The organism is Micromonospora sp. NPDC049366 (genome assembly GCF_044466625.1).
Lineage (GTDB): Bacteria > Actinomycetota > Actinomycetes > Mycobacteriales > Micromonosporaceae > Micromonospora.
The window spans coordinates 189,936-207,441 of sequence record NZ_JBITMV010000003.1 but is presented as its reverse complement, the minus strand read 5'-3'; the positions used below and the strand labels follow the sequence as shown (position 1 = coordinate 207,441).

The window sequence follows — 17,506 nt, the reverse complement described above, 5'->3', positions numbered from 1 at the left end:
TCGACCGACCCGCCGCCCCACCCGTCGTGTTGTTGGTCCTCGCCCGGACGGCTGAATCCGCGCCGGCACGGGCGACAAACGACCGGTGGAGGCGTTGAGTGGAGGCAGACCTGCGGGGGGTGCAGGGGGAAGGCCACGGCGTCGCCGCCGGTGCCCGGTCGACCGGGCACCCGAGCGCGACGCCGTGGGCTGTTCGGGGTCAGCCGGCGAGGCGACGCCCGGCCCGCGGGTCCACGGGCCGGAAAAGGCGCCGGGGCCTACCAGCCGACCCGGGTCGGTGCGTCGTAGCGGACCCGCCCGGCCACCGGCGGTCGCCACGTCGACTCGGCCAGGCTCGGCGCCCACTCGCGCAGCAGGGTCTCGGCCCCGTCGTACGCGACGCAGAGCACCGCCAGCACCCGGACCGCGATCTCGGCCGCCTCGGTCACCCCCGGACCGGCGGGACCCGACCGGGCGGCCGACCCGGTGACCATCGAGGTGGCGGCGACCACCGCCACCGCCTCGGCGGATCTGAGCACGTCGGCGAGCGCACGGGCCAGGGCGAGCCGGCTGCCCTCCACCCAGTCGGCGAGCGCGTCGGCATAGCCGGCGGTCGACTCGAGCCGCCCGACCAGGCTGTCCGGGCCCTCGTCCAGGTGGTGCAGCAGCGCGGCGCGGGAATGCCCGTACGCCTCGGCGGCCGGCCCCGACCACAGCACCGCGTCGGTCAGCGTCGTCGACACGTCGTCGTAGCCCCGCACCAACCGGCGCACCCCGTGACCGGCGTCGGCCAGCGGCGCGGGCCGCAGGTCGAGGAACGCCCGCACCGCCTCGCCGGGGAGCACCTGCATGCGGCGCAGCAGCGGCCACACCGGGTGCGCGTCCGGCGCGCCGGCGGCGAGCAGCGTGTCGACCCGGCGCAGCAGGTCGAGGCCGGGCTCGGCGAGCCGGTCGAGGGTGTCCATCACGCCTCCCCGGCCAGCCGCAGCCGGGCGGCGCGATCGGCGTCGGTGTAGCCGTCGGCGGCTTCGCGGACGGCGGCCGCGGCGGCGCTGAGCCGGCCGGCGGCGGCCCGGGCCTCGCGGGCCCGGTGATCGGTGGCGGCCGTCCACTGCCGGTGCAGGGCACGGCCGACCTCCCCGGCACGGCCGGGTGCGTCGACGCCGAAGGCGGCCGACCCGGGATCGTTGGCCGGGACCGTGTGGGAGAGCGTGGTCAGCACGGTGCTCGCCTGGTCGAGGCGGGCGGCGAGGGCGCGCAGGGTGTCCATGTCAGGCTCCCGCCAACGGTCGGTAGGCGGTGAACGTCTCCTTGTGCAGCTTCTCCCGCGCCCACTCGGCGGCGTCGGCCGCCGCGCTGACCGCCGCCTGCACCGAACCGGCCACGTCGCGCGGGTTGCGGGCGTGCAGCGGGCCGAGGAAACGGACGTCGGTGATCCGCCCGCCGGCGGTCACGACGACCTCGACCAGGCCGTCCGGCGACCGCACCGTGACCTCCACCGTCGACACCGCCTGGTCGAACTCGGCCTGGAGGGACTCGATGCGGCGGTAGCGCCGCACCGCCTCCTCGATCCAGGCCTCGTCGATCTCCCCCCGTGGCATCGGCGGACTCCTCCCGGGCTGGCGTCACTGAGCGTGTCGTTGCCGTCACCACGGCAGCCTCCGGACCGTACCGCACGGGAATCGGGGCTGTCGATGCCTGTGGACAGCCGGTCCGCCGGGCGGGACGGTTCGACGCGCAGGGCGGCGGCCGGTGCCGCCGCCGGCCAGGAGACCGGGTCAGCCCCGCCAGAGGGCGAGCATCATCGCCTCGACGGCGATCCGGGGCTTCACGTTCGCCTCGATCGCGGCGCGGCACTCCAGCACCGCCTCCAGCCGGCGCAGTGCCCCCTCCGCGTCCCACTTCTGCGCGCCGGCCTCCGCCATCGCGGCGGTGTCGGTGTGCACCGGCGCAACCGGGGCGCGCAGCGCCATGGTGAGCGCGTCCCGGTAGAAGCCGGCGAGGTCGACCAGCGCCCGGTCCAGCGCGTCCCGCTGGGCCCGGGTGGCCCGCGACTTCTGCCGCTTCTCCAGGTCCTTGAGCTGCCCGGCGGCCCCTCGGATGGCGCCGGCGGCGCCCCGGCCGGTGCCGCCCGCGCCGAGGGCCGTCTCCAGCGCGGCACGCTCGGTGGCGTCGGCCTCCGCGACCGACGCCTCGGCCTCCGCCTCGGCGGCCTCGATCAGCGCGGACGCCGCGTCGAACGCCGCACCGACCCCGGTCAGCCGGCGGGGCACCGCGAGCACGGCCTCCCGCCGCGCGCGGGCCTCCGGGTCGCGGGCCAGCCGGCGGGCGCGTCCGACGTGCCCCTGAGCAGCGGCGGCCGCCCACTGCGCCACGTCGGGCGCCACGCCGTCGCGGCGGATCAGCACTTCGGCCACCGCGGTGGCCGGCGGCTGCCGCAGCGGTACGACCCGACAGCGCGACCGGATCGTCACCGACACGTCGTCCGGGTGGGTGGACGGGGCGCAGAGCAGGAAGACCGTACGCGGCGGCGGCTCCTCGATCGCCTTGAGCAGCGCGTTGCCGGCGGCCTCGGTGAGCCGGTCCGCGTCCTCGATGACCACCACCTGCCAGCGCCCACCGGACGGGGTGCTGGCGGCGCGGAGCACCAGCGCGCGCATCTCGCCGACGCCGATGGAGAGCCCCTCCGGCACCACCAGCCGGACGTCGGCGTGGGTGCCGGCCATCGTGGTGTGGCAGCCGGGGCACTCGCCGCAGCCCGTGCCGTGGGCGCACTGGAGGGCCGCGGCGAAGGCGCGCGCCGCGACCGACCGTCCCGAGCCGGGCGGCCCGGTGAAGATCCAGGCGTGGGTCATGCCGGCGCCCGGGTCGGGCGCACCGCCGGCCCGGCCGGTGCCGTCGGTGCCGGCCGTCGCGGTGCCGTCCACGCCGGCCGGGACGAGCGCGGGCGTACGGTCGGCGGCAGCGTGCCGGAGCACGGCCGCGGCCGCCTCGGCGGCCCGGCGCAGCGTGGCGACCGCGTCGTCCTGCCCGACCAGGTCGGCGAAGACGTCCGGCATCAGGTGCGCTGCTCCATCGTCACCAGCTCCGCGTCGGATAACTCGGGCTGCACCGAGGTGTCCGGTCCCTGCGCCGGCCGCGGGTGCACGATGCCGCCCGGGCTGCCGAGCATCTCGTCCACCCGGCGGGCGACCTGCTGGGAGATCTCCTCGGCCGGCCGGGAGGCGTCGAGCACCAGGTAGCGCTTCGGGTCGTTGGCGGCCAGGTCGAGGAAGGCGTAGCGGACGCGCTCGTGGAAGGCGACCGACTCGGCCTCCAGCCGGTCCGGGCCCTCGGTGCGCGCCGCCACCCGGGACAGGCCGGTGTGCGGATCGACGTCGAGCAGCACCACCAGGTCCGGCTTGAGCCCACCGGTGGCCCAGGAGGAGAGCCAGGAGACCTCGTCGACCGGGAGCGTACGGCCCGCGCCCTGGTAGGCCAGGGAGGAGTCGACGTACCGGTCACTGATCACCACGGCGCCCCGGACGAGCGCCGGGCGGACCACGGTGGCCACGTGGTGGGCGCGGTCGGCCGCGTAGAGCAGCGCCTCGGCGCGCGGCGACGGGGCCTCGGTACCGGAGGTCTCCAGCAGCAGCGACCGGATCCGCTGGCCGATCCCGGTGGCGCCCGGCTCGCGGGTGACCACCACGTCCCGGCCCTGGCCGCCCAGCCGCTCGGCGAGCGCGGCCAGCTGGGTGGACTTGCCCGCGCCCTCGCCGCCCTCGAAGACCACGAAGAGGCCGTTGGAGACGAACGGCTCGGCCGGCATCAGCGGGCGGCCCCGGATGGAGCCCCACAGGTCGGCGAGGACCGGCACGCCCTTCTTGTCGTCCATCTGGCCGAACGCGCTGATCCCGGCGAAGATGCCGGCCGCGCCCGCGGCGAGCAGCAGCAGCCGCGTGGACGAGATGGAGACGCCGAGGTCGGCGATCTCAAGCTTGCGGGAGCCGCCGACGCCCGCGAGGAGGCTGCTCAGCGCGATGGCGAGGATCAGCACCAGCCGCGTGCCGATCTGCACCACGGCGAAGACCCGGCCGCGGACCTCGTCCGCGATCTCGCCGCCGAGCAGCGTGGTGCCGGCCAGGAAGGCCATGCCGGCGCCCGCGCCGACCAGGACCGCGCCGACGATCGCCATCGACAGGTGGATGGCGAAGGCCAGCGTCATCACGGCCGCGCTGGCCAGGACGATGCTCATGCCGAACCAGCGCCGGCGGGACATGTCCTTGACGATCATCGGGCCGAGCCCGATGCCGGCCGCCAGACCGATGAAGATCGAGCCGAAGAGCAGGAAGAAGGCGGCGTCACCGGCGCCGAGCGAGTTGGCGAAGAACCGGGCGGTGCCGATCACGATGCCGCCGCCCGCGAACGCGCCGAAGATGCCCAGCACCAGGCCACGGACCAGCGGGGTCTGCGAGATGAACCGCCAGCCCTCGGCGAACTGCCGGGTCATGCTCTGCTCGGTGCGCTCCTGACCGCTCGCCCGCGTACGGCTGATCTCCTTGATGCCGAAGGCCACCACGATGGCGGTCGCCAGCCGGGAGAACGCGTTGAACCACAGCGCCAGCTGCGCCGGCTCCGCCCAGCCGGGCACCTCCCCGCCGGTGGTCGCGCGGACGCTGCGGTCCAGCACCGCGATGGCGACCGCGGCGAGGACCGGGGTCAGGCCGTACGTGGTGATGAGGGTGAGCTGGTTGGCCGTCTCCAGCCGGGCGCGCGGGATCAGGTTGGGGACCGCGGCCTCCTTGGCCGGGATCCACAGCAGGGTGATCGACTCGATGAGGAACGTGGCGATCGCCGCCCAGGTGACCACCAGGGCGCCGCTGGCGCCGCTGAGGGCGTAGAGCGGGATCGAGGCGAAGAGCACGAAGCGCAGCAGGTCGCAGATGACCATCGTCCAGCGCCGGTCGAACCGGTCGGCGAGGACGCCGGCGATCGGGCCGAGCACCAGCGCCGGCAACAGCCGGACCGCGATCAGGCCGCCGAAGGCGGCACCCTTGGCCGTGCTGCCCTGCACCTGGGCGGCGGCGAAGACGGAGGTCGCGAGCAGACCCAGCCAGTCACCGAAGGACGCGGCGCCGAGCACGATCCAGAGCCGGCGGAACGGACGGATGCGCAGCACGGACCGGATCGCGCCGTAGCCCGACCGGTCGGTCTGCGGCCCGGCCGCCTGGCCGGCGCCGCCGCCGGCGGGTGCGGCGCCACCGATCTGCCCCGCGGCGCTGCCGAGCGGGGCCGAGGTGCTGCCGACCTGACCGACCGACTCGGCGGACTGAGCGGGATCGGCGCGCGTGGCGGCGTCCCCGGCCTCGGTCGGCTGGGCGGCCTCGGGCGACACGCCGGGCTGGCCGCCTGTCGGCGACACGCCGGACGACTCGCCGTACTTCTCGCTTTCGATGGCCGTACCTCCACGTGCCGGCCCATCGCTGGGCATCCCCGGTGCAACACTCTAGACCCGGTGGGGAGCCACCCCACCCGTGACATTCTCCTGCTCGTCGAGCCTAGGTCGCCGGGACCATCCACCGCACCCAGGCAGACGCGAGGGTATTTCGCATTGACCGCCGGACAGTTAGCGTGCACACGTGGCCACCGAAAGCGACAAACTTCGCGAGCGCCTGAATCGGGCGACAGCCCACCTCGACCCGCCGTACGCGGTCGTCGACCTGACCGCCTTCGATGCCAACGCAGCCGCGCTGGCCGAACGCGCCGCCGGGAAACCGCTCCGGCTCGCCAGCAAGTCCGTCCGCAGCCGCGCACTGATCAGCCGCGCCCTGGGGCGACCCGGCTGGCACGGCGTGATGGCCTTCACCCTGCCTGAGGCGATCTGGCTGGTCCGGGCCGGAGTGAGCGACGACGTGCTGGTCGCGTACCCCACCGCCGACCGGGGAGCCCTCGCCGAACTGGCGGCCGACCCGACCCTCGCCGCGGCGGTCACCCTGATGATCGACGGCACCGATCAGCTCGAGCTGGTCGACGCCGTACGCGCCCCAGGCCAGCGTCCCGAGCTGCGGGTCTGCCTCGACCTGGACGCGTCGTGGCGACCGCTCGGCGGGCGGGTGCACGTCGGGGTGCGCCGCTCACCCGTGCACAGCGCGGGCGCGGCCGGCGCGCTGGCCGCCGCCGTCGCCGGTCGGCCGGGCTATCGGCTGGTGGGCCTGATGGCGTACGAGGCACAGATCGCCGGCCTCGGCGACGCGCCGCCCGGGCGCACGGGCCGGGCACTCGGGCAGGCGATCCGGCTCGCCCAGCGCGGTTCGTACCGTGAGCTGGTGGCCCGCCGGGGCGCGGCGGTGGCCGCCGTGCGGCAGCACGCCGACCTGGAGTTCGTCAACGGCGGCGGCACCGGCAGCGTGGCCGCGACCAGCGCCGATCCCGCGGTCACCGAGGTCACCGCGGGATCCGGCCTGTACGGCCCCACGCTCTTCGACGCGTACCGCGCGTGGCAGCCCGCCCCGGCGGCGTACTTCGCCTGCTCGGTGGTCCGCCGGCCGACGGCCGACCTGGCGACCGTGCTCGGCGGCGGCTGGATCGCCTCCGGCCCCGCCGCGACGAGCCGGCTGCCCCGGCCGGTCCTGCCGGCCGGGCTCACCCTGCTCGGCGCCGAGGGCGCCGGTGAGGTGCAGACACCGCTGGCCGGCGCGGCGGCGGCGACGCTGCGGGTCGGTGACCGGGTGTGGTTCCGGCACGCGAAGGCCGGCGAGTTGTGCGAACACGTCAACGACCTGCACCTCGTCGACGGCGACACCGTCGTGGCGACCGTGCCCACCTACCGGGGCGACGGGCACGCCTTCCTCTGAGCCACCGGCCCCGGGCCGCACCCCCGGGGCCGTCCGCTCTCCCACCGCTGCCCGCCGCACCTGCGGGCCTTCGACCGATCCCGCCCGCCGCACCGCGGGCTCTTCGCTCCGCCCGCCGCACCGCGGGCCGTTCACTCCGCCCGGCGCACCCCGGGTCTGCCGCTGCCGCCGCCTCCGGTTCGCCGCCCCACTCGGCGTGGACGGCGATCGTGTCGGCCGGTCAGCCGGCCTGCGTCGCGTCGGCCGGGGCGTCCACCTGGCGGTGGAGGTAATCCCGGATCAGCGCCTTGGCCTCGACCAGCACCCGGTCGTCGCCGTCCTGCTTGCGGCGGAACGCCAGCTTGATCAGCGCGTCCGCCACCTCGACCGCAATTTCCAGATGGAAACGCAGCTCGGGCACGTCGGTCAGCCCGAAGCGTTCGGTGAGCACGCGGGCGAGCTGGTCCGCGATCACCCCGTTGTTGTCCCGCTGCTCGTCGAGCAGGTGCAGGTCGACCACGTCGCCGAAGTGGAGGGTACGGAATCCGGGGACGGTGCGGTGCATCGTGATGTACTCGTCGATGCCCGCGTCGACGCCGTCCCACCAGTGGGTCAGGTCGTCCGAGGCGAACCGCTCGTCGAGCCGCTGGAGGTAGGACTCCATCGTGCGCAGGGTCAACGCCTGCACGATCGCCCGCTTGTCCGGAAAGAACTGGTAGACCGACCCGATGGCCACCTCGGCACGCTCGGCGAGCAAGGTCGTGGTCAGCCCTTCGTACCCCACCTCGTCGACGAGTTCGGCACAGGCGTCCAGCATTCGCTGGACACGCGCGACACTTCGACCCTGCACCGGTACGCGGCGCAGCGGCCCGGTCGTGGCGGCTGGTGTGGACACTGAGGTGCCACCCCCCTTCGACAGATGAACATATCTCCACGTCACGAGGTCGTGACTATCGGTACAACGAGCGGGACTCAGTTGCGGTATTTACCAGCGACAACGTTCCTGATATGAAGTCAGTTCATATTCATATCGAGGGAGCGCCATGGTCGGCACCGCACCTCCCACCGTCCAGTGGTCGAACTGGGCCGGCAACCAGCGTGGCACCGCCACCACCATCCTCCGCCCCACGAGCACGGCCGAGGTCGCCGAGGCGGTGCGGGCGGCCCGCGCCGACGGCGCCCGGATCCGGGTCGCCGGCAGTGGGCACTCCTTCACCGCGATCGCCCTCGCGGACGACCGGCGGATGGAGCTGACCGCGCTGGACACCGGCGTACAGGTGGACACCGAGCGTCGATTGGTCACCGTACCGGCCGGGATGACCCTGCGCGCGCTCAACGACCTGCTCGCGCGTCACGGCCTCGCGCTGCCCAACCTCGGTGACATCGACGCGCAGACCATCGCCGGCGCGATCTCCACCGGCACCCACGGCACCGGCGCGGCGTACGGCTGCCTGGCCACCTTCGTCGAGGCGCTCACCCTGGTCACCGGCACCGGCGACCTGCTGCACTGCTCCGCCGACGAGCACCCCGACGTGTTCGCCGCCGCGCGGGTCTCCCTCGGGGCGCTCGGCGTGCTGGTCGACGTGACACTGCGCTGCGTGGACGCGTTCGTCCTACACGCGCACGAGCGCCCCGCCCCGCTGGACGCGGTGCTCGCCGAACTCCCCGAACTGATCGAGGCGCACGACCACCTCGAGTTCTACTGGTTCCCGTACACGGCGCGGGTGCAGGTCAAGGCCAACGACCGGGTGCCCACCCACGACCGGCCGCTGTCCCGGCTGCGCGGCTGGCTCGACGACGAGTTCCTGTCCAACACCGTCTTCGCGGGCGCCTGCCGCCTCGGCCGGGCCGTGCCCGCCCTCGCCCCGCACATCAGCGCGGTCTCCGCGCGGGCCCTCACCGAACGCCGCTACACCGGCCGCTCCGACCAGGTCTTCTGCACCCCGCGCCGGGTCCGCTTCGTGGAGATGGAGTACGGGCTGCCGCGCGAAGCCCTCGGCGAGGCGCTGGGCGCACTGCGGCGCATCGTCGACGAACTGCCGTTCAAGGTGCTGTTCCCCGTGGAGGTGCGGTTCACCGCCGCTGACGACATCTGGCTGTCGCACGGCTACGGCCGCGACTCCGCGTACATCGCCGTCCACCAGTACGTCGGCATGCCGTACGAGCCGTACTTCCGGGCGTTCGAGCAGGTCGCCGCCGGTCTGGGCGGCCGCCCGCACTGGGGCAAGCTGCACTGGCGCGACGCGGTGACCCTTGCCCCCGCCTACCCCCGCTGGGCGGACTTCCTCGCCGTCCGCGACCGCCTCGACCCCGAGCGGGTCTTCACGAACCCCCACCAAACCCACCTCCTCGGCGCCTGAGCCCCGCCCCGCCCCGCCCCGCCCCGCCCCGAGATCTTGGAAGGAAAAGGCCCTTCCAGGGGCCATAGACTTCCAAGATCCTCAGGCCGGGCCGGGCCAACCAGCGGCGCGGAGCGCGGCGCGGAGTTGGGCGAGCACCTCGTCGGGACGGCTTCGCACCGCCCACGCGGGAAATCGGAGCACCCGGTCACCCTCGACCCAGAGGTCGTTCTCCCGGCGCATGTCCGCCCACGCCGCACGCGGATCGAAGTGCTGGGCACCGTCGATCTCGACGTGCACCCGCCACTGTTCGAAGTAGGCGTCCAGGTAGCGGCGGCGTCCAGAGGCGTCGTAGCGCATCTTCTGCCGGCTGGGCTCCGGCAGGCCGGCTCGACGGACAAGACGGAGGAAGTCCAGCTCGCTGAGCGAGTGGGAGCCACCGGCCCCGTCCGTCGCCGTCCGGAGGATCAGATTCCGGCGGCGGGCGCGGGGCATGTGATCGAGGACTCGGTGCAGCTCGTCGCCCCCGACCAGGCGCTGCTGGAAACCGGCTGCCACGATGGCCCGCGCCTCGTCGTCGGTGGCCGCCCACTGGGCCGCGTCGACGATTGACCGGGCGGGCATCGTCCGCGGCGGTTGCCCGATCGTGAGCACGTCCTCCGGCGGCAGGCGTGCCGTCCGGTGCGCCAGCACCCCCTGCGGCAGCGGCCCCCGCCGACAGGTATCCGGGAGCAGGAGGTGGATGCGGCGGGTGGGGAAGCCCCGGAGCCCTCCGGCCTGCGCCGCGGTCAGCCCGCCGAGCAGTGCGAGCGGGCCGGCGGCCAGCACCGCCGCCCAGCGCAGCTGCCCAGGACCGACGGGCCCGTTGTGGGTGACGAACACCGCGCGATGGATTCGGCGCCACCGGCCGCTCGCCACCCGGTGCCGCACCGACTTGCGGGACAGGTGCCGGAGGGCCTGCTCGAAGCTGATCACCTCTTCCTGACGGAAGAGCAGCCAGGTCAGTTCGTCGGCATCGTCGGCCGGCAGTGGCCGGCGCAGAGCCGCCAGAGAAGCTCCACCACTACTCACACCCCAACCCTGCCAAGCAGGAACGCCGCACCGCCGCGCCTGTGGACAACCCGCAGATCTTGGAAGCCTGAGGCCCCTCCAGGGGCTTCAATCTTCCAAGATTCCTTGAACGGGCCTACTCCGACGTGGTTGCGGCCTTGCGGGGGGCCGCCTTCTTGGCCGGGGTGGCCTTGGCCGTCGTGGTCTTCTTGGCCGCGGTGGACTTGGCGGCCGCCGCGGTCTTCTTGGTCGCCGTGGTCTTCTTGGTCGCCGTGGTCTTCTTGGCGGCCGTCGTCTTCTTGGCGGGAGCCTTCTTCGCCGCCGCCTTCTTGCGCGGCGCCGGGCCCTTCGCCCGCTTCTCGGCGAGCATCTCGGAGGCCTCTTCGAGGGTCAACGCCTCCGGGGTCTGCCCCCGCCGCAGCGACGCGTTGGTCTCGCCGTCCGTCACGTACGGCCCGAACCGGCCGTCCTTGATCACCAGCGGCTTCTCGGTCGCCGGGTCGTTGCCCATCTCGCGCAGCGGCGGGGCGGCGGCCCGGCGCTGGCGCGTCTTCGGGGCGGCCAGCAGGGCCAACGCCTCGTCGAGCGTGACCGTGAACATCTTCTCCTCGGAGTCCAGCGACCGGAACTCCTCGCCCCGCTTCACGTACGGGCCGTAGCGCCCGTTGTTGGCCAAGACCTCGACCCCGTCCGGGGCGACGCCGACCAGCCGGGGCAGGCTGAGCAGCTTCAGCGCGTCGTCGAAGGTGAGCGAGTCCGGCGACTGCGAGCGCAGCAGCGACGACTTCCGCTCACCGCTGGCCACGTACGGGCCGAAGCGGCCGGACTTGAGCAGGATCGGCTCACCGGTGGCCGGGTCGTCACCGAGCTTGCGCTCACCTCCGCCGCCGAGGAACAACTCGTGGACCTTCTCCGGGGTCAGCTCGTCCGGCGCCAGGCCCTCGGGGATCGGGGCGCGGTCGCCGTGGCTGCCGCCCTCCTCGCCCTCGCCGGACGGCGCGGCCTGCTCGCCGGCCGGGGTCGGCTGCCCAGCGGACGGCGCGGCCCCACCGGACGGCGCGGGCTGCTCGCCCGGCAGCGCCCGCTGCAGGTAGGGGCCGTAACGGCCGACCCGGACGACGACCTCGCGGCCCTCGTCGTCGGTGAAGAGCGGGATCGAGTTGACGCTGCGCGCGTCGATCTCGCTGAGGTTCTCGGTGACCAGCTTCTTGAGGCCGCCGGCGTGGGCGATCGCCTGGTCGCCGGTGCCGTTGCTGCTGCCGAAGTAGAAGGAGGTGAGGAAGTCGACCGCGGCGTGGTCGCCGCCGGCGATCTCGTCGAGCTCGTTCTCCATGCTGGCGGTGAAGTCGTAGTCGATCAGGCGCGGGTAGTGCCGCTCCATCAGCCCGATCACCGCGAACGCCAGGAACGACGGGATCATGGCTTGGCCGCGCTTGAAGACGTAGCCGCGGTCCTGGATGGTCTGCATGATCGACGCATACGTGGAGGGGCGGCCGATGCCCAACTCCTCCAGGGCCTTGACCAGCGACGCCTCGGTGTAGCGGGACGGCGGCTGGGTGTGGTGCCCCTGCGCGGCCAGCTCATCGGCGGTCAGCGGCTGGTCCTTGACCAGGGTGGGCAGGCGACGCTCGGCGTCCTCGGCCTCGGCGTTCTCGTCGTCGCTCGACTCGACGTACGCCCGCAGGAAGCCCGGGTCGGTGATGGTCTTGCCGGTCGCGCCGAAGTCGACCTCCTCGCTGGTGGAGGAGATCGCCCGGATGCGGACCGAGACGCTGGAGCCGACCGCGTCGGTCATCTGTGAGGCGATGGTGCGCCGCCAGATCAGCTCGTAGAGCTTGAACTCCTCGGCGGAGAGCTCCTTGGCGACCTCGCCCGGGGTGCGGAAGTTGTCGCCGGCGGGGCGGATCGCCTCGTGCGCCTCCTGCGCGTTCTTGACCTTGCCGGTGTAGCGGCGGGGCTCCGGCGGCACGCTCCGCTCGCCGTAGAGCTCGACGATCTGCCGGCGGGCCGCCGCGATGGCGGTCTCCGACAGGTTCACCGAGTCGGTACGCATATAGGTGATGTAGCCGTTCTCGTAGAGGCGCTGCGCGGTGCGCATCGTCTGCTGCGACGAGAACCGCAGCTTGCGGGCCGCCTCCTGCTGGAGCGTGGAGGTGATGAACGGCGCGTACGGGCGGCGGCGGTAGGGCTTCTCCTCGACCCGGGTGACCGCGAACGGCCGCCCTTCCAGACGGGCCGCCAGCCCTCGGGCCCCACCCTCGTCGAGGTGCACCACGCCCGCCCCGGGGCGGACCCTGCCCGTGGTCGGCTCGAAGTCCTTGCCGGTGGCGATCCGGTCGCCGTTGAGGGCGACCAGGGTGGCGTTGAACGTGCGCGGCCCCTCGCCGGCGTCGGCGACGGCCAGGGTGGCCAGGATGTCCCAGTATTCGGCGGTGCGGAACGCCATCCGCTGCCGCTCCCGCTCGACCACGATCCGGGTCGCCACGGACTGCACCCGGCCGGCCGAGAGCTTCGGCATGACCTTCTTCCACAGCACGGGGGAGACCTCGTAGCCGTAGAGCCGGTCGAGGATGCGCCGGGCCTCCTGGGCGTCCACCAGGTCGCGGTCGATCTCACGCGGGTTGGCCACGGCCGCCTGGATCGCCGGCTTGGTGATCTCGTGGAAGACCATCCGCTTGACCGGCACCTTGGGCTTGAGCGTCTCCACCAGGTGCCAGGCGATGGCCTCGCCCTCGCGGTCCTCATCCGTCGCCAGGAAGATCTCGTCGACCTCCTTGGCCAGCTTCACCAGCTTGCTGATCTGCTGCTTACGGTCGGCGGAGACCACGTAGAGGGCGTGGAAGCCGTTGTCGACGTCCACCCCCAGCCGGGCCCACGGCTCACCCTTGTACTTGGCCGGCACGTCGGCGGCGTTGCGCGGCAGGTCGCGGACATGCCCGAAGCTGGCCTCCACGACGTACCCCGGGCCGAGGTAGCCCGAGATCGTCTTGGCCTTCGCCGGTGACTCGACGATGACCAGACGGGTGGTTCCAGCGTTGCTCGGCACGTCTCTCCCCGACCTCACTCCTGCTCATGGCCGCTCGCGCCCGATTCGGGCCGTGTGCGGCCCGCCGGACCCGGTGGTCCCGGATGTCCAACGTAACGCGCCGTCCACGTTTCGGGTTTCGCGGGCGGCAAACCGCACCGGCAGGGGTGGACCTGCCGGTCGGCGCCACCGTACACCGTGAGTAGGCCCCGTAGCGGGACACTGTGATGATGGCGGACCGTCGGCCGAGGCCCCACCCGCCGTTTTCCGCCCGGATCGTCCCCCCGGCTGTCCGCGACCGGACACGCGACGACGCCGGCCCGGCCGCCGCGCGCCCGCCGGTCAGGGCAGTCGGGTCGGCCAGGCGGTCTCCGGGGCGGCGGGCGGCCGGTCGCCGACCATCTCGGCGAGGCGACGCAGGCGTCGGCGTCCTGTGATCAGATACGCGGGCCCGCCCGCCTCCGCCGTGACCAGGTCACCGGCGACGCCGACCGCGGCGAGCGCCCGGCCCACCACCGCCCGGCCCTCCTCGTCCACCGGACCGAGCCGGAGCAGGAGGCCGGGCGGTTCGGGCGTCCCGGCCGCGGCCAGCCAGAGCCGTAGCCGTCGGCCGTTGAGGTGGAAGTTCGCCGGGGGCCGCTGCGCCTCCCCGCGCAGCCAGGCGGCCGCGAGCGGTTTCAGCGTCCGGGCGTACGACGTGCGGACGGCGTGTCGCTCGTCCTCGGTCGGTTCCCAGCTCGCCGCGAGCCCCCGTTGGGCCAGCTCGGCCACCAGGACGTGCACCCGCCAGGCGGCGTCGACCACGACCGAGACGCGGGCCGTCCCGCCCATTCGGACCACCTCCGCCGGGCCGGCGAGCAGCCCGGCGAGGTCGGCCAGGGTCGGCTCCGCTGTCTCGGCGCCGAAGAAGACCAGTTGCTTCCCGGCCTCCTCGGCGGCCATCCGGCGGGCCGGCGCGGCCGGGTCGGACGGGTCAGCCGGGGTAGCCGGGGTAGCCGAGGCGGCGGCAGCCGCGTCGGGCATCGGGAAGAGCGTCGGGAGCAGTTCCGCCCCCGACGTGTCGCCGCTTCCCTTCAGCGGCACTCCGGCACCTCGTCGAAGGCCCGTTTCAGCTCCTCGGAGTTGAGCTGGCTGGTGTCCAGCGCGCTGGCGTCGTACTCCTTGTTGAGGGTGTCCACGGCGGCCCGGACGCCGTCGTAGAAGGCACCTGCCTCACCGGTGCCGAGGCCGTCGATGGTGCCGCGCGCCCGGCCGTACGCGTCCCTGATCTTCGCGAGGGAGCTGCGGAAGCCGGCGGAAATCTCGTCGCCGTGCTCGGTCTCCGGCACGCCGGCCTGCTCGACCTTGCGCCGAGCCGTCTCGCTGGCCTGCTCGGCCCCGGCGAAGAGGCGGACCAGGTTCTCCTTGGCCTGCGCCGGGGTGGTCTGCGCGGTCATCTGCTGGTCGGTGCTGCTGGTCAACCTGCTGATCTCCGAACGCCACGGGGCGAGCGCGGTGCAGACCGAGGCCGCCCAGGCCTGCGGGCTGGGGCCGCCGCCGCAGCCGGAGGCGAGCAGGGCGAGCGTGGCCAGGACCACCGTGAGCTTTCCGGCGGCAGTCGCCCGGCACGTACGCATGCGTTGCAGCGTACGACCTTCGTCCAGCGCCGGCACCGCTCAGGTTTGCCGGTCCGGACGGGCGGGACCCCCGGTCGGCGACGGGCGCCGGCCGGGGGGCCACGGTGCGGTACGGGTCAGGCCGGAACGGTCTCCGACCGCTGGTCGGCGCTGCCCGAGCCGGTGCCGTCGCCGGCGTCCGAGTCGGACATGGCCACACCCTTGCGCTTGCTGAACACCACCGCCGCCACGACGATCAGCGCGGCCACCACGGCCACGGCGACCCGCAGCCCGGTGTTCTTGTCGTCGCCCACGCTCCAGGCCACCACGGCCGGCGCGATCAGCAGCGAGACCAGGTTCATCACCTTGATCAGCGGGTTGATCGCCGGACCGGCGGTGTCCTTGAACGGGTCGCCGACGGTGTCGCCGATGACGGTCGCGGCGTGCGACTCGGAGCCCTTGCCGCCGTACGCGCCGTCCTCGACCAGCTTCTTGGCGTTGTCCCAGGCACCGCCCGAGTTGGCCAGGAAGACCGCCATCAGGGTGCCGGCCCCGATCGCGCCGGCCAGGTACGCGGCCAGCGCGCCCGGGCCGAGGCCGAAGCCCACCGCGATCGGCGCCAGGATGGCCAGCAGACCGGGGGTCATCAGCTCGCGCTGCGCGTCCCGGGTGCAGATGTCGACCACCTTGCCGTACTCCGGCCGCTGGGTGCGGTCCATGATGCCGGGCAGCTCACGGAACTGCCGGCGGACCTCCATGACGACCGCGCCGGCCGAGCGGGAGACCGCGTTGATGGCCAGCCCGGAGAAGAGGAAGACCACCGCCGCGCCGATGATGAGACCGACGAGGTTGCGCGGGTTGGACAGGTTCAGCGCGTTGAGGATCTCGTTGTCGACGTTGCCGATGTTGGCGTCCGCGTACGCGGTACGCAGCGTGTCGGTGTACGAGCCGAACAGCGCGGTCGCGGCGAGCACCGCCGTGGCGATCGCGATGCCCTTGGTGATCGCCTTGGTGGTGTTGCCGACCGCGTCCAGCTCGGTCAGCGTGCGGGCGCCGTGCTCGTCGATGTCGCCGGACATCTCGGCCACGCCCTGCGCGTTATCGGAGATGGGGCCGAAGGTGTCCATCGCGACGATCACACCGACCGTGGTGAGCAGACCCGTGCCGGCCAGCGCGACCGCGAACAGCGACAGCGTGATGGAGCTGCCACCGAGCAGGAACGCGCCGAACACGCCGGCGCCGATGAGCAGCGCCGAGTAGACCGCCGACTCCAGGCCGACGCTGATGCCGGCGAGGATGACGGTGGCCGGGCCGGTCTGGGAGCTCTTGCCGATGTCCTGCACCGGGCGCCGGTTGGTCTCGGTGAAGTAGCCGGTGAGCGCCTGGATCGCGGCGGCCAGCACGATGCCGATGACCACCGCGCCGATCGCGACGACCCGCGGGTTCTCGTTGATGCCGGTGAGGCCACCCTCCAGCTCGGCGAAGGTCGCCGGCAGGTAGGCGTACGCGGCGATCGCCACCAGCACCGCGGAGATCACCGCGGAGAGGTAGAAGGCCCGGTTGATCGCGACCAGCCCGTTGCGGTCGGACGCGCGCAGCCGCGTGATGAAGACACCGACGATCGCGACGAGCACACCGATCGTGGAGATGATCAGCGGGAAGACGAGACCATCCTCGCCGAACGCGGCCCGGCCGAGGATCAGCGCGGCGACCAGCGTCACCGCGTACGACTCGAACAGGTCGGCGGCCATGCCGGCGCAGTCACCGACGTTGTCGCCCACGTTGTCGGCGATGGTGGCGGCGTTGCGCGGGTCGTCCTCGGGGATGCCCTGCTCGACCTTGCCCACCAGGTCGGCGCCGACGTCGGCGGCCTTGGTGAAGATGCCGCCGCCGACCCGCATGAACATCGCGAGCAGCGCGGCACCGAATCCGAAGCCCTCCAGCACGGTCGGCGCGTCACCCCGGAAGATCATGACGACCAGCGCGGCACCGAAGAGGCCGAGGCCGACGGTGAGGAAGCCGACCACGCCGCCGGTCCGGAAGGCGATCTTCATGGCGGACTCGCGGCCGCCCTGTCGCTCCCGGGCCGCGGCGGCCACCCGCAGGTTGGCCCGGGTGGCGAGCCACATGCCGGCGCCGCCGATGAACGCGCTGAACAGCGCGCCGACGACGAAGAAGGCCGACCGGCCGATCTTCACGGCGATCTCGCTGCCGTCGGTGTCGTGCACCGGCAGCAGGAAGAGCAGGATCACCGCGATGACGACGAAGATCGCCAGGGTGCGGAACTGTCGGAGCAGGTAGGCCGAGGCGCCCTCCTGGACGGCCCCGGAGATCTCCTGCATGTTGGTGGTGCCCTTGCCGGCCGCCAGGACCGCCCGGGTGAGGGCGGCGGCGAAGACGAGCGCCACCAGCGCGATCACCGCGGCGATGACGACGTACGTGACATTGGCTCCGGTAAGGGAAAGCCCGCCGCCGTCGGCGGCCAAGGTCTCGGACATCTGTGTCCTCCTGTACCGAACACGCGCCCGGCCGGTGGAGACGCACCGGCCGGCGCCTGGATGCGGACTCGCAAGCGCCCGCCGAGCCCACCCCTGCGGACCAGCGATGGACTCCCGTTCCCGCTGGGTGCGGGATGGATCACTTGCTGACAACCCGGGTACTGTAGCCCTCCGCAGTGTCCGAGGTCACACCGAGGGTGCACCCCCG

At 73.4% G+C, this 17,506-nt stretch carries 13 protein-coding genes; 2 read left to right on the top strand and 11 right to left on the bottom strand.

The window, feature by feature from the left end; genetic code table 11:
- Nucleotides 1-257: 257 nt before the first annotated feature.
- From ACIBTV_RS06950 to tmk, 5 genes are all read right to left on the bottom strand, one after another.
- Nucleotides 258-944: a hypothetical protein gene (locus ACIBTV_RS06950; RefSeq protein WP_396703074.1), complete on the bottom strand. Its 687-nt coding sequence runs from the start codon at nt 942-944 to the stop codon at nt 258-260.
- On the bottom strand, nt 944-1,249 hold the full coding sequence (locus tag ACIBTV_RS06945; RefSeq protein ID WP_396703073.1) for a hypothetical protein: 306 nt from the start codon (nt 1,247-1,249) through the stop codon (nt 944-946). Before ACIBTV_RS06945 ends, ACIBTV_RS06950 begins: the two co-directional genes overlap by 1 nt.
- A gap of 1 nt (nt 1,250) precedes the next feature.
- The gene (locus tag ACIBTV_RS06940; protein WP_396703072.1) at nt 1,251-1,580 is read right to left on the bottom strand and encodes a YbaB/EbfC family nucleoid-associated protein; all 330 of its coding nucleotides are present in this window, start codon (nt 1,578-1,580) and stop codon (nt 1,251-1,253) included.
- Between the two features lie 177 nt (nt 1,581-1,757).
- Complete coding sequence (locus tag ACIBTV_RS06935) at nt 1,758-3,038, bottom strand: DNA polymerase III subunit delta' (protein WP_396703071.1); 1,281 nt, start codon at nt 3,036-3,038, stop codon at nt 1,758-1,760.
- Nucleotides 3,038-5,449, bottom strand: coding sequence for a dTMP kinase (tmk, locus tag ACIBTV_RS06930; RefSeq protein WP_396703070.1), 2,412 nt, complete (start codon nt 5,447-5,449; stop codon nt 3,038-3,040). Before tmk ends, ACIBTV_RS06935 begins: the two co-directional genes overlap by 1 nt.
- Nucleotides 5,450-5,597: 148 nt before the next feature.
- Between tmk and ACIBTV_RS06925 the strand changes: the two genes are divergently transcribed.
- Nucleotides 5,598-6,812: an alanine racemase gene (locus ACIBTV_RS06925; protein ID WP_396703069.1), complete on the top strand. Its 1,215-nt coding sequence runs from the start codon at nt 5,598-5,600 to the stop codon at nt 6,810-6,812.
- A 220-nt stretch (nt 6,813-7,032) separates the two neighbouring features.
- Here the strand turns inward: ACIBTV_RS06925 and ACIBTV_RS06920 are convergent, their stop codons facing one another.
- Nucleotides 7,033-7,608, bottom strand: a complete 576-nt coding sequence (locus ACIBTV_RS06920; protein ID WP_396703226.1) for a TetR family transcriptional regulator — start codon at nt 7,606-7,608, stop codon at nt 7,033-7,035.
- A 226-nt stretch (nt 7,609-7,834) separates the two neighbouring features.
- Between ACIBTV_RS06920 and ACIBTV_RS06915 the strand changes: the two genes are divergently transcribed.
- Nucleotides 7,835-9,151, top strand: coding sequence for a D-arabinono-1,4-lactone oxidase (locus tag ACIBTV_RS06915; protein ID WP_396703068.1), 1,317 nt, complete (start codon nt 7,835-7,837; stop codon nt 9,149-9,151).
- An 81-nt stretch (nt 9,152-9,232) separates the two neighbouring features.
- On the opposite strand, the gene ACIBTV_RS06910 is transcribed toward ACIBTV_RS06915, so the two are convergent.
- From ACIBTV_RS06910 to ACIBTV_RS06890, 5 genes are all read right to left on the bottom strand, one after another.
- Entirely contained in the window at nt 9,233-10,201 is a 969-nt protein-coding gene (locus tag ACIBTV_RS06910) for a DUF559 domain-containing protein (RefSeq protein ID WP_396703067.1), read from the bottom strand.
- Nucleotides 10,202-10,316: 115 nt separating this feature from the next.
- Nucleotides 10,317-13,226 (bottom strand): type I DNA topoisomerase, encoded by a 2,910-nt coding sequence (gene topA, locus ACIBTV_RS06905; RefSeq protein ID WP_396703066.1) that lies wholly within the window; start codon nt 13,224-13,226, stop codon nt 10,317-10,319.
- 321 nt (nt 13,227-13,547) lie between these two features.
- Nucleotides 13,548-14,288, bottom strand: a complete 741-nt coding sequence (locus tag ACIBTV_RS06900) for a hypothetical protein (protein WP_396703065.1) — start codon at nt 14,286-14,288, stop codon at nt 13,548-13,550.
- Nucleotides 14,279-14,821 carry a hypothetical protein gene (locus ACIBTV_RS06895; protein ID WP_396703064.1) on the bottom strand — a complete coding sequence of 181 codons (543 nt, stop codon included), beginning with the start codon at nt 14,819-14,821 and terminating at the stop codon, nt 14,279-14,281. Before ACIBTV_RS06895 ends, ACIBTV_RS06900 begins: the two co-directional genes overlap by 10 nt.
- Nucleotides 14,822-14,937: 116 nt before the next feature.
- Entirely contained in the window at nt 14,938-17,298 is a 2,361-nt protein-coding gene (locus tag ACIBTV_RS06890) for a sodium-translocating pyrophosphatase (protein WP_396703063.1), read from the bottom strand.
- Nucleotides 17,299-17,506: the final 208 nt, after the last annotated feature.